General features: G+C 68.6%; 8 protein-coding genes. 5 read left to right on the top strand and 3 right to left on the bottom strand.

The genetic code is table 11. From position 1 onward, the window contains the following. Positions 1-40: 40 nt before the first annotated feature. Positions 41-1,468: an APC family permease gene (locus OG562_RS01315; protein WP_266392506.1), complete on the bottom strand. Its 1,428-nt coding sequence runs from the start codon at positions 1,466-1,468 to the stop codon at positions 41-43. 232 nt (positions 1,469-1,700) lie between these two features. Further along, the gene (locus tag OG562_RS01310) at positions 1,701-2,684 is read right to left on the bottom strand and encodes a C-terminal binding protein (RefSeq protein WP_266392502.1); all 984 of its coding nucleotides are present in this window, start codon (positions 2,682-2,684) and stop codon (positions 1,701-1,703) included. A 330-nt stretch (positions 2,685-3,014) separates the two neighbouring features. Between OG562_RS01310 and OG562_RS01305 the strand changes: the two genes are divergently transcribed. From OG562_RS01305 to OG562_RS01290, 4 genes are all read left to right on the top strand, one after another. Further along, positions 3,015-3,935, top strand: coding sequence for a LysR substrate-binding domain-containing protein (locus OG562_RS01305; RefSeq protein WP_266392500.1), 921 nt, complete (start codon positions 3,015-3,017; stop codon positions 3,933-3,935). 230 nt (positions 3,936-4,165) lie between these two features. Then, a complete protein-coding gene (locus OG562_RS01300) occupies positions 4,166-5,788 on the top strand; it encodes an NAD(P)/FAD-dependent oxidoreductase (RefSeq protein ID WP_266392497.1) in 1,623 nt (540 codons plus the stop codon). Positions 5,789-5,826: 38 nt separating this feature from the next. Next, positions 5,827-7,197: an NAD-dependent succinate-semialdehyde dehydrogenase gene (locus tag OG562_RS01295; protein ID WP_266392494.1), complete on the top strand. Its 1,371-nt coding sequence runs from the start codon at positions 5,827-5,829 to the stop codon at positions 7,195-7,197. Between the two features lie 101 nt (positions 7,198-7,298). Next, a complete protein-coding gene (locus tag OG562_RS01290; protein ID WP_266392491.1) occupies positions 7,299-8,183 on the top strand; it encodes a fumarylacetoacetate hydrolase family protein in 885 nt (294 codons plus the stop codon). Between the two features lie 110 nt (positions 8,184-8,293). Here the strand turns inward: OG562_RS01290 and OG562_RS01285 are convergent, their stop codons facing one another. Further along, entirely contained in the window at positions 8,294-11,011 is a 2,718-nt protein-coding gene (locus OG562_RS01285; RefSeq protein WP_266392488.1) for an FAD-binding and (Fe-S)-binding domain-containing protein, read from the bottom strand. 285 nt (positions 11,012-11,296) lie between these two features. On the opposite strand from OG562_RS01285, the gene OG562_RS01280 reads away from it, so the two are divergent. Continuing rightward, the gene (locus tag OG562_RS01280) at positions 11,297-11,947 is read left to right on the top strand and encodes a TetR/AcrR family transcriptional regulator (protein ID WP_266392486.1); all 651 of its coding nucleotides are present in this window, start codon (positions 11,297-11,299) and stop codon (positions 11,945-11,947) included. The last annotated feature ends 16 nt before the right edge of the window (positions 11,948-11,963 follow it).

The following is an 11,963-nucleotide window of genomic DNA, read 5'->3' as shown; positions in this document are numbered from 1 at the left end:
GGTCGAACTGCCTACCGTTTCGGTCGCAGGTAACACGAAGTCACAGCTCTTGGCGGCCGATGCGCTGGTACACCTCGGGACGCCGGCCCCGCAGGACTCGCGCGACGAAAAGCCCGATCGGGAACAGCGCGAAGGTGAAGACCAGGAAGAACGACGTGACGAAGCCCGAACCACCGAGCAGATCCGCGTAGTTCGTCACCGCGAGATACGCCACCACGCCGATCCCGATGGCCGCCAGGAGCGGTGAGGCGGCGGTCTTCCACGCGGGTTCCTGTGACGGGTTGCGGCGGAAGTAGACGAACACCGCCACGCTCGCCGCGAACAGGAGCAGCACGATCGCGAAGGAACCGATGCCGGACGCCCGGGCGTACAGCACGTTCGGGTCGGTGCCCAGCGCCATGAAGAGGACCACACCGACGGCCCACAGTGCGCCGATGATGGACGCCGACACGTACGGCGACCCGTGCTTGGGGTGCACCTTGCCCAGGGCCGTCGGCAACACACCGTCGGTACCGAGGGAGTACATGTAGCGCGCTGTGACGTTGTGGATGGACAGCATCGACGCCAGGATCGAGGTCAGCAGCAGAACGGTGACGATGTCGACCACGGTCTTGCCGACCAGTACGGTCAGCGCGTCGGTGAACATCCCGCCGGTGTTGGCCGTCGCGGCCGCCTGCGCCTTGTTCGCGCCTGTGTAGGCGATGTAGGCCCACGCGGCCAGGGCGTAGAAGACGCCGATGCCCGCCACGGACAGGTAGGTGGCCCGAGGGATGGTCTTGTCGGGGTCCTTCACCTCCTCGCGGAAGATGACGGTCGCCTCGAACCCGAAGAAGTTGCCGACCACGAACAGGAGCGCGAGACCGATGTTGGGGTCGGTGACCCACGGCATGCTCAGGGCGGCACCCCCGGTGCCGGATGGGGCTCCATGGACGAACGACGCGATGTCGAAGACGATCACGACGATTACTTCGAGCACCATCACCGCGGTCAGCACCTTCGCGGAGAGGTCGATGCGCCGGTAGGCCAGCGCGGTGGTCATCGCGACGATCGCCAGCGCGTACCAGCCCCACGCGATGTGCGGACCGTGGAGGTTCTTCTCCACGTAGCTCTGGACGGTGATGGCGAAGAACGGCGGGGCGAAGAACCCGATCATGAAGTAGCCGAACGTCGCCAGGAACGCGCCGCCCAGTCCGGCCGGGCGTCCGAGACCCTGGGTCACGAAGGCGTAGAAGCCGCCCGGGTTCGGCACGGTGCGGCCCATGAGGGTGAAGCCGACACAGAAGACCATGAGTATGACCGTCGCCACGATGTAGATCGCCGGCCCCGTCCTGCCGCCGAACATCAGCAGCACCGGGATGAAGCCCGCCACCGTGGTCAGGGGTGCAGAGAACGCGAGCACGCTCATGGCGAGCTCACCGACGCCCATGTTGCCCTGCAGACGCCGCGGCTCCTCCACGACTTCAGCCATTCGTCTTTCACCACTCACGGTGGGGACCTGCTCGTGTCTTGCCATGAGTTTCTCTTCCTGGTGGGGCCCACCCGAGCTACCGCGGGGCCGGTGGGGTGTTCGTGTCGCGTCCCCGTGTGATGCCGTCCTGTTCAGGTACGTGATCACCTCGTGGACCTCGCTGCGCCGGCACCCGTGCCCGCGCAGACGTTCTGGTGTGTGGTGACGCTGTCGGGGTGGGATCCCCGTCCGGTCAGGTCACCAGGTCTGACAGCGGCCGGCCCGTCAGCGCCTGCCGGGCGCGCAGCACGACGGCCTCCTGGAGCGCGTCCATCGCCAGGTCGGACCGCCACGCGACGTGCGGGGTCATCACCAGGTTCGGCACGCCGCGCAGTACGTGGTCCGCCGGCAGCGGCTCGGTCGTGAAGGTGTCCAGACCCGCGCCTGCCAGGTGGCCGGAGCGCAGCGCGTCCGCCAGCGCGGCCTCGTCGACGAGCCCGCCGCGGGATACGTTGACGAGGACCGAGCGCGGCCGCATACGGCGGATGACCTCGGTCGACACCAGGTTTCGGGTCTCGGCCGACAACGGCAGGTGCAGCGACACCACGTCGGACTGCTCGAGCAGCTCCCTCAGCGGCGCGGCCGGTACCGAGTCGAAGGTCGCGAACGGGTCGTAGCCGCGGACGTTCGTGCCCAGGGCCGCGTACCACCGGGCGACCTGGCGGCCGATCCGGCCCATGCCCACGACCGCGACGTCCAACTGGGAGAACCGTGGCGTGTCCATCCCGACGCTGCCTGCCCACTGGCCGGCCGCGATGGCCGACTGCCCCGCGGGGATGCGCCGCGCCAGCAGCAGCCCCATGGTGAGGGCGTGCGACGCGACCTCCTCGGTCGCGGCACCCGGCACGATGGCGACAGGGACACCCTTCGTCCGGGCGGCCGCCACGTCGATGTTGTCGTAGCCGATGCCGTACCTCACCACAGCGATGCACTTCTTCATCGCGGCGAAGTCCTGGGCCTCCACGGGCGCGTACGGGGTCACCATCACCACGGTCGCTTCCGGGATCGACGCACGGAACGCCTGCCGGTCCGGCGCCACCAGGAACTCCAGCCCGAACTCCTCGGCCAGTGCCCGCTCCCGCTCCAGGCTCGGGTACTGCTGAGGACCGACAAGGAGCAGACCACCGGCATGAGCGGGGGTGCGGGCCGGTATTTCGGTGCTGCTTGCAAGTGACATTTCAACCCTCTCGGATCAGGGCGAAGGTGTTCGGCAGCCGTGATCTCAAGGCGCCTAAACGTGTTCGTGTGGAAAGTGAAATGAAACGTAAGGACGGCCGAATGATCCGTCAACGACTCCGCCCGTACGGGATCGGAATAGGACTCGATTGGGAACAGTGTGTTGTCGAAACTGGATCAGTCTCCGCGAGGCTCAAGCCATGGGCGCGGGATCCCTCAAGATCGCTGGTGCGGTGTTCCGCAACCGGGTCCTTTCGAACTCTAGCGAACTAACGGTCGTAAGCCTAGGGTAGGTGTCGAGCATCGCAACCGGAGGTGTACGACCGTGAACGTGCGACAACTTCAGGCTTTCCTCGCGGTCGCCGAACACCTGCACTTCGGCCGCGCCGCGGAGCAGCTCTTCATGGCCCAGGCGCCCCTCAGTCGCACCATCCAGGCCCTCGAGGGAGACCTCGGCGCCCGCCTGTTCGAGCGGAACACCCGTTCGGTCTCCCTCACGCCGGCCGGCCAGGCCCTCATCCAGCCTGCTCGCGCCGTACTGGAGGCGGTGTCCTGCGCCGAGTCCGCCGTCAGTGCCGCAGTCTCCGGCGAGTCCGGCACCGTCCGTGTCGAGTTCTGCGGTGTCGCGGCACATCCCCTGGTGGCGGCGCTCTCCCGGGGCATGCGCGCGGACCACTCGGGCATCCGCCTTGATCTGACCTCGCAGGCCGTGTCCAGGCCGACGATCCGCCGCCTGCTGGACGAGGAGGTGGACGTCGGCCTCGGCCGCTTCGACAACCTGCCGCCCGGCCTCGACAGCGAGGTCCTCATCAGCGACTCCCTCGTCGTCGCGGTGCCCCGGACCCACCGGCTCGCCGGTGCCCAGGTCGTCGGTTTCCGGGACGTGGCCGCCGAGCCGTTCGTCTCCCTGCCCTACGCCACCGGCTCGGTCACCACCGACCGGCTCTGGCGCCTCGGCTACGCCCACGGCGCCGGCGGTGTCAACAACGTCCAGTTCGCCCCCGACACCCCCTCCTGTCTGGCGCTGGTCGGAGCCGAGGTCGGCTGCCACCTCGCCCTGCGGTCCGTCGCCCGGTCGACGACCAACCCCAACGTCGTCTTCGTTCCGCTCGCCCAACGCGAATGCGAACTCGTGCCCGATGTGCACCTGCGTGCGGCGTGGCGATCCGGGGCGGTCACCCCGCCCGTCGCGGCCGCGCTCGGCCACCTGCGCCGCTGTCTGCACCTCGACCGGCCGACGGTCGCCGCCTGAATCGCCTCTTGGCCGCACTGATTATTCCGGTTCCGGAAACAATCTCCCGTGGCCTTCGCATCAATTCCGTCTGGTGCTGAACATTTCCGAGAAGTAACGTCGCGTTGTCGAAATCGTACTCGACTCTCCCCGGCGATATCAGGGAAACGAACGGCCGTGCAGATCAATGCGGTACTCGCCCCGCCGGTCGAGTCGTTTTTCTGTGCGCGAAATCCCGCAAAGGAGCATCCATGGGCAGCGAAGAAACCGTGCGCGAGATCGACGCACTCGTCGTCGGAACCGGCATGGGTGGTGTCATGGCCCTGCGCACACTCACCGCCGACGCCGGCCTCGACGCGATCGCGATCGACAAGGCGCCGAAGGTCGGGGGAACTTGGTACTGGAACCGTTACCCGGGTGCCCTTTCCGACACGCAGAGCTTCATGTACCAGCTGCCCTACGACAAGGAACTCTTCCAGCAGACCGACTGGCGCACCCGCTACGTCCCAGGTCCTGAGATCCGCCAGTACGTCGAGGACGCCGTCGACTTCTGGAACCTGCGCTCCCGCATCCAGCTCGAAACCACCCTGGTCAGCGCGGCCTTCGACGAGGCGAACGCCCACTGGCACGTCGTCACCGACAAGGGCGCGTTCCGTGCACGCTTCCTGATCACCGCAGCCGGCCTGCTCTCCCAGATCAACGTTCCCGACTTCCCAGGCATCGACCGGTTCGAGGGCCGCATCGTCCACACCGCCGCCTGGCCCGAGGACCTCGACATCGCCGGCCTGCGCATCGGTGTCATCGGCAACGGCTCCACCGGCATCCAGTTCATGACCGAGGCCGCCAAGACCGTGGCGCACCTGACCTCGTTCCAGCGCACCGCCCAGTACACCGTCCCGGCCGGTAACCGCGAGTGGTCCGAAGCGGAGCTGGAGCAGTTCAAGGCCACGTGTGAGGACCGCTGGGAGGAGTTCCGCACCTCCAAGATCGGCTTCGGCGTCGACGAGACCAAGCGCAGCATCTGGAGCGTCTCGGCGGAGGAGCGCGAGGCCGTCTTCGAGTGGGCCTGGCGCAAGGGCGGCAACTACACCTTCGCCAACGAGACCTTCTGCGACGTCACCAGCGACCGCGCCGCCAACGAGCTCGCCGCCGACTTCATCAAGCGGAAGATCAGGGAGATCGTCCAGGACCCGGAGACGGCGCGCAGGCTCACCCCGACCGAGCTGTTCGCCCGTCGCCCCATCTGCGATTCCGGTTACTTCGAGATCTTCAACCAGCCCAACGTCACTCTTGTCAGCACCAGGGAGCACCCCATCCGGGAGTTCGAGGCGGGCGGCATCGTCACGGAGGACGGTGTCCGCCACGAGCTCGACGTCCTGGTCCTGGCCACCGGGTTCGACGCCGTCGAGGGCAGCTACCGGAACATGGACGTCCGCGGCATCGGCGGCAAGAGCCTCAAGGAGCACTGGGCCGACGCGCCCCGCACCCACATGGGCATGACCGTGTCCGGCTTCCCGAACCTGTTCATGGTCCTCGGCCCGAACGGCCCGTTCGTCAACAATCCCTCCGCCATCGGCGTTCAGGCCAAGTGGATCGCCCAGGCTGTCCAGAGCATCAAGGACACTCCCGGCGCCTCCATCCGGCTGCGCGAGGAGGCCGAGGAGAACTGGCTCCAGACCTGCCTCGACGAACTCAAGGGCTCCCTGTTCCTGGAGACCGGCTCCTGGATCTTCGGCAACAACATCCCCGGAAAGCGAAAGGCCCGCACCGCCAACTTCTACGTCGGCGGCCTCGACAAGTTCATCGCCATCTCCGAGGCCGAAGCAGCCCAGGGATACCCCAGCTACGAGGTCCGCGTCCCGTCCGTGGTCTGACCACCCACCCCCCCGCAAGCGGTTTGGAGAAGCAAGCCATGCACACGTACAAGACCATCTCACCGCTGAACGGCGAGGTGCTCGCCGAGTACACGATGATGACCGACACCGAGGTCACCGCAGCGCTCACCCGCGCCACCGACGCCTACCGCGACTGGGCCGGCGTCGGCGTCGACGACCGGGTCGCCGTCCTGGCCCGCATCGCCGAACTCCACCGCGAGCGAAGCGCCGAACTCGCCGAGGCCATGGCGACCGAGATGGGCAAGCCGCTCGCCCAGGCCGAGGGCGAGGTCGTCCTCTCGGCGTCGATCTACGACTACTACGCCCGCGCGGGCGCCCGGCTGCTGGCCGACGAGGTCATCGAGATCAAGGTCGGCGGACGGGCCGTCGTCCGCACAGCCCCCACGGGCCCGGTGCTCGGGATCATGCCGTGGAACTTCCCGCTGTACCAGGTGGCGCGCTTCGTCGCCCCCAACCTGCTGCTCGGGAACACGGTCCTCCTCAAGCACGCCCGCTCCTGCACCCGCACGGCGCTCCTCATCGATGCCATCGTCGCCGACGCGAACACCCCGAAGGGCGTCTACGAGAACCTCATCGTGTCGTCCTCGCAGATCGGCGACCTCATCGCCGACGACCGTCTGCGGGGCGTCTCGCTGACCGGCTCGGAGGAGGCCGGCCGGATCGTCGCCACCCAGGCCGGCCGGCATCTCAAGAAGTGCGTCCTCGAACTCGGCGGCTCGGACCCGTTCATCGTCCTGCCCGACGCCGACCTCGACCTCGCACTCGACCTGGCCGCGACGGGCCGGTTCAGCAACGCCGGCCAGTCCTGCACTTCCTCCAAGCGGATGATCGTCCACAGCGACGTCTACGACCGGTTCCTCGAGGGATTCGTCGCCCGCGCACGACAGTGGAACACCGGCGATCCGCTGAACCCGGAGACCCGCATCGGCCCGATGGCGTCCGAGTCCGGTCGGCAGGAGATCGCTGAGCAGGTCGAGGACGCCGTGTCCAAGGGCGCCGGGCTGCACCTCGGCGGCGTGGTCCCCGACGGCCCCGGCGCCTTCTACCCGGCCACCGTCCTGACGGACGTCACCCCGGACATGCGCGCCTACGCAGAGGAGCTCTTCGGTCCCGTCGCGGTCCTGTACAAGGTCGACTCCGTCGAGGAGGCCGTCGCGCTGGCGAACGACTCCCGGTTCGGGCTCGGTTCCGCCGTCTTCACCCGCGACGAGGACCTCGCCGCCGACATCGCCGAGCGGCTCGAGGTCGGCATGGTCGGCCTCAACACCCTCATCCGCAGCCAGCCCGACATGCCGTTCGGCGGCGTCAAGGCGTCCGGTATCGGCCGAGAGCTCGGCCGCCTCGGCCTTGACGAGTTCGCCAACAAGAAGACCGTCCGCCTCTCCTGACGGCTCCGGTCCTCATGCCGCGCCCTGCCCGTCGACCTCCCCGCGGGCAGGGCGCATCCGTCGACGGCACACCCCAACGACTCCCACCCGAAGGACCTGACGTGAAACTCGTCTCCTACGACTCCGGTGCCGGCCGGCAGCCGGGCCTCCTCCACGACGACCAGGTGTTCAGCCTCAACAGCGCGCTCCACGCCGCCGGTCTGATCTCTCGCGACCTGCCGTCCGTCCGTGCCTTTCTCCGACAGCACGGCGGCCAACTGCCGACGATCGCCGCAGCCCTCGGGCCGCTCCTCGCCGACGGCACCGTGAAGTCCGTCGGCGGCGTCGCCACGGTGCGCCTCGGCCCGCCGGTCACCGACCCGCTCAAGGTGCTCTGCGTCGGCCTGAACTACTCCGACCACGTCGGCGAGACCGGCCGCGCCATGCCGACCCACCCCGACCTGTTCGCCAAGTTCGCCAGCAGCCTCATCGGCCCCTACGACACCATCGACCGGTCCGACGTGACCGACAACCTCGACTTCGAGGGTGAACTCGCCGTCGTCATCGGCAGAGAGTGCAGCCGCGTCGACGAGAGCGACGCGCTGTCGTACGTGGCCGGTCTGTCGGTTCTCAACGACATCACCGCCCGCGACCTCCAGTACCGCGGCACGCAGTGGCTCGCGGGCAAGGCCGTGGACCGGGCCACTCCGTTCGGGCCGGCGATCGTCACGCTGGACGAGATCGGCGACCCACAGAGCCTGGACATCGAGACGTTCGTCAACGGCAGCCGGGTCCAGGGCTCCAACACGAAGTACATGATCTTCCCGATCGCCGAGATCATCTCCTACGTCAGCCAGTTCCTCACCCTCAGCCCCGGCGACGTCATCGCCACCGGTACCCCCGAGGGCATCGGCGCGAAGCGGAATCCGCCCCTGTGGCTGCGACCCGGTGACACGGTCGAGGTACGCCTGGAGAAGATCGGGATCCTGAGCAATCAGGTCATCTGAACATTCCCTCTCATGTCTGCGGAGCCGGCCCCAGGGCCGGCTCCGCAGACGTTTCCGTCAAGACCTGTCGGTCGTTGCGGACGGCGGCGCGAGCGGCCGCCGTCCGGGTCTCAGACACGCGACGCGAACAGCTCCGCCAGATGCCGGGTCGACACCCCGGCCAGATCACCGAGCTGGACGCGACAGGACATGCCGTCCGCCAGAACCACCGCGTCCGAGTGAGCCCGCACCGCCGGCAGGAGGTGCGACTCGGCCACCGCGACGCTGACCTCGTAGTGCCCCTTCTCCACACCGAAGTTGCCTGCCAGGCCGCAGCACCCCGGCACCTTGGTGACGGTCGCCCCCGCCCGCTCCAGCAGACGCTGGTCGGTGTCCCAGCCGATGACCGCGCTGTGGTGGCAGTGCGGCTGCGCGACCACCTCCACACCGCTCAGGTCGGGCAGCGGCAGGTCGAGGCGCTCGACGAGCTCGGCGAAACTCAGCACCCCCGACGCCACCACGTCGGTCTCCTCGGCGTCGCACAGCTCCCGCGCGTCGCTGCGCAGTGTGGCGAGGCAGGACGGTTCCAGCGCCATCACCGGAATCCCACTGCGGACGTGGTGCGCGAGCGTCCGCACGGTCCGCGCGACGAGGGTCCGCGCGCGGTCGAGCTGGCCGGTCGTGATCCAGGTCAGGCCGCAGCAGGCGTCCTCCTGGATGACGCGGACCACGAGGCCGTGTGACTCGAGGAACCGGATCGCCGCCAGGCCCGACTCCGGGAAGAAGTGGTCGGTGAAGGAGTCGGCCCAGATCAGCACGTCGGCCGGCGCCTCCGCCAACCGGGAGGTGTCCGTCGCCCGCCGCAGCGTGGGAGAGGCGAACCGCGGCAGGGACCGTCGGCGGTCGACCCCGGCGACCCACTTGGCCAGGCCGGCGAGCGGCTTGACGCGCAGCAGCAGGTTGGTCAGCGGCGCCAGCGGCGCGGTGAGGCGGGCCCACCTGGGGAGCTGCCCGAGGAACACATGCGACCTCGGCCGCCTCATCCCGGCGACGTCGTGCCGTTGGTGCAGCACCTCACTCTTGTAGGTGGCCATGTCGACGCCGCTGGGGCAGTCGCTCGAACATCCCTTGCAGGCCAGGCACAGGTCGAGTGCCTCGGCCACGGCCGGGTCGTTCAGGCCGCCGCGCAGCAACCCGCCGTCGAGCGCTTCCTGCAGTACCCGGGCACGGCCGCGGGTCGAGTCGCGCTCGTCCTTGGTGGCGAGATAGGACGGGCACATCACTCCGGCGGTCCTCGGCGCCACGCACTTCCCGACACCCGTGCAACGGTGCACCGCGGCACCGAGGTCTCCGCCGTCGTGCACCAGCCGCAGACCGGGGCGCACCGGTGCCTGAGGGCGCACCGGGCGCAGATCGTCGGTGATCGGAACCGGGTCGGCGATGATACCCGGGTTGAGGATGCCGTCGGGGTCGCAGACCGCCTTGACCTGCCGGAACAGGGCGAGCGAGGCCTCGTTGTACATGAGTGGCAGCAACTCGCCGCGGACCCGGCCGTCACCGTGCTCTCCCGACAAGGTGCCGCGGTAGTCGCGCAGCCGTTTCGCACAGGCGGTCATGAAGTCGCGGAACACTCCGGCCGAAGCCGGGTCGCCGGGCCGGAACGGGAAGTCGATGCGGCAGTGGATGCAGCCGTCGCCGAAATGGCCGTACGGAATGCCCTGAAGGCGGTGCTCCCGCAGCAGTTCCTCGAAGTCGCGCAGCCATGCGCCCAGGTTCTCGGGCGGGACGGCGGCGTCCTCCCAACCTCCGTACGCCGGTGTCGGCAGCGACCGGCCCGCGAGCCCGGCGCCGTCCTCACGGATGCGCCACAGGGCAGCCGCCTCACGAGGGTCGTCCACGAGCTTGGTGTCCAGTGCGGCGCCGACGGCGACGAGCCGTCGCACCGCGTCCATCGCGTCCTTGCCCGCGACCTCCGCGAACAGCCAGCCACTTCCCCGTGGCAGGTCGGGGACGGGTGAGCCCTTCGCGCGCACCAGACCGACGATGCGTGAGTCCATGCCCTCGCACGCGACCAGACGCCCCGGCGCCACGGCAAGCAGCGCCGGCACGGCATCGGCCGCGTCGGCCATCGTCGGGTATCCGAGCACCAGCATCCTGCGATCGACTCGGTCGTCGACAAGCCGGACCGTCGCCTCGAGGACCGTGGCGAGGGACCCCTCGCTGCCGACGAGGAACCGGTCGACACGGCGCCGCTCAGGCAACAGGTGTTCGAGGCTGTAGCCGCTGATCTGGCGGCCGAAGCGGCCGAACTCGGTCCGCAGATGGGCCAGGTTCGTGTCCCCGACGGCCGCCAGCCGCGCCGCGGTGACGCCGCCGGCCCGACCGCCCTGCTCCAGGGCCAGTTCGCCGTTGCCGTAGAGCACGCGCAGCGACTCGACGTTGTCCACCGTCCGCCCGTAGCCCAGCGCCCGCGACCCGCAGGCGTTGTTCCCTATCATCCCGCCGACCGTGCAGCGGCTGTGCGAGGACGGATCCGGCCCGAACCGCAGTCCGTGCGGCGCCGCCGCGCGCTGCAGGTCCGCGTGGACCACGCCGGGTTCCACGCGTGCCGTACGCCCGTCCCGGTCGATGTCGAGTATCCGGTTGAACCGGCGGGTGTCGATGACGATGCCGCTGCCGACCGCGTTGCCGGCGATGCTCGTACCCGCACCGCGCATCGTGACCGGAACCCGCAACTCACGCGCCACCCCATGAGCGGCGATCACGTCCTCGGCGTTCCGCGCCTTCACGACCGCAGACGGGACGACGCGGTACAAGCTTGCGTCGGAGGAGTACAGCGCTCGGGTCACCGACGAGTCATCGAACTCGACTCCAGCCACGCGGAGAGCGGCGGCGAGGTCATCAGGCTGTGCTGGGATCGGCATGCTTCAGACTAACTAACGTAAGGTAGTTTTGCTAGTTGAAACAGGGTGCTCTCCGACGTACGAGTCGACGGGGCGTGAAGAGGCGAGACTGGTTGAGCCTGACTAACGTAAGGTAGTTTCCGACGTCACGCATCGCTGTGCCGGCCTCGATCGCACGCACGGTCGAGGCCGGACACCCTCGGGTCTTGGACGTCGGCGAAGGAGGAGTCGGTGGGCAACGAACGGTGGCCCGGCGCTGTCGAGGAGTTCGGCCAGCACCTGGGCAAGCTCGACTGGAGCAGCCAGAGCGCGTCCCGGCGGGCGATCCTCGAGGCGTTCCTTCGGCTGGCCACCGAGAACGGGTTCAACTCGGTCACCATGCGCATGATCGCCAAGGAGATGGCGATCAAGGCCCCGAGCCTGTACAACCACTTCCCGGACGGCCGCGACGAGATCGTCGCCGAGTCCCTCCGCTGGCACTTCTACAAGTTCGGCATCGCCGTACTCGACGAGGTGCGTGGTGTGTCCGACCCCAGGGAGGGCTGGCGCCGGATGGTGCATGTCCACCTGACCCGGCAGATCCAGCTTCCCGAAAGCAACCTCTGGGACCTGCTGGTCGCGACCGACCAGGTCGTCCACTTCCTCCCGGCGGAACTCCGAGAGGAAGTCGACGCCTGGGTCGACCTGTACGAAGCTCTTTATCGTGCCGCGGCCGAGGATATGGGCTTCGGGCCATCGGTTCAGCAGGTCAAGCTCGTCATGACCATCCTTGAGGGCGCGAATCGCTGGGTCACGTGGGACGGCAAGCCGCGGTCACTCGCGGCGCTGGTCGAGAAGGCGAACACTGCGACTCTGGCTCTGCTGGAACTCCCGAAGGAGTAGGGCCCATCGGGGCCCC

The organism is Streptomyces sp. NBC_01275 (assembly GCF_026340655.1).
GTDB lineage: Bacteria > Actinomycetota > Actinomycetes > Streptomycetales > Streptomycetaceae > Streptomyces.
Note: the sequence above shows the minus strand (reverse complement) of the source record. Positions and strands in the feature narration are given on the sequence as shown.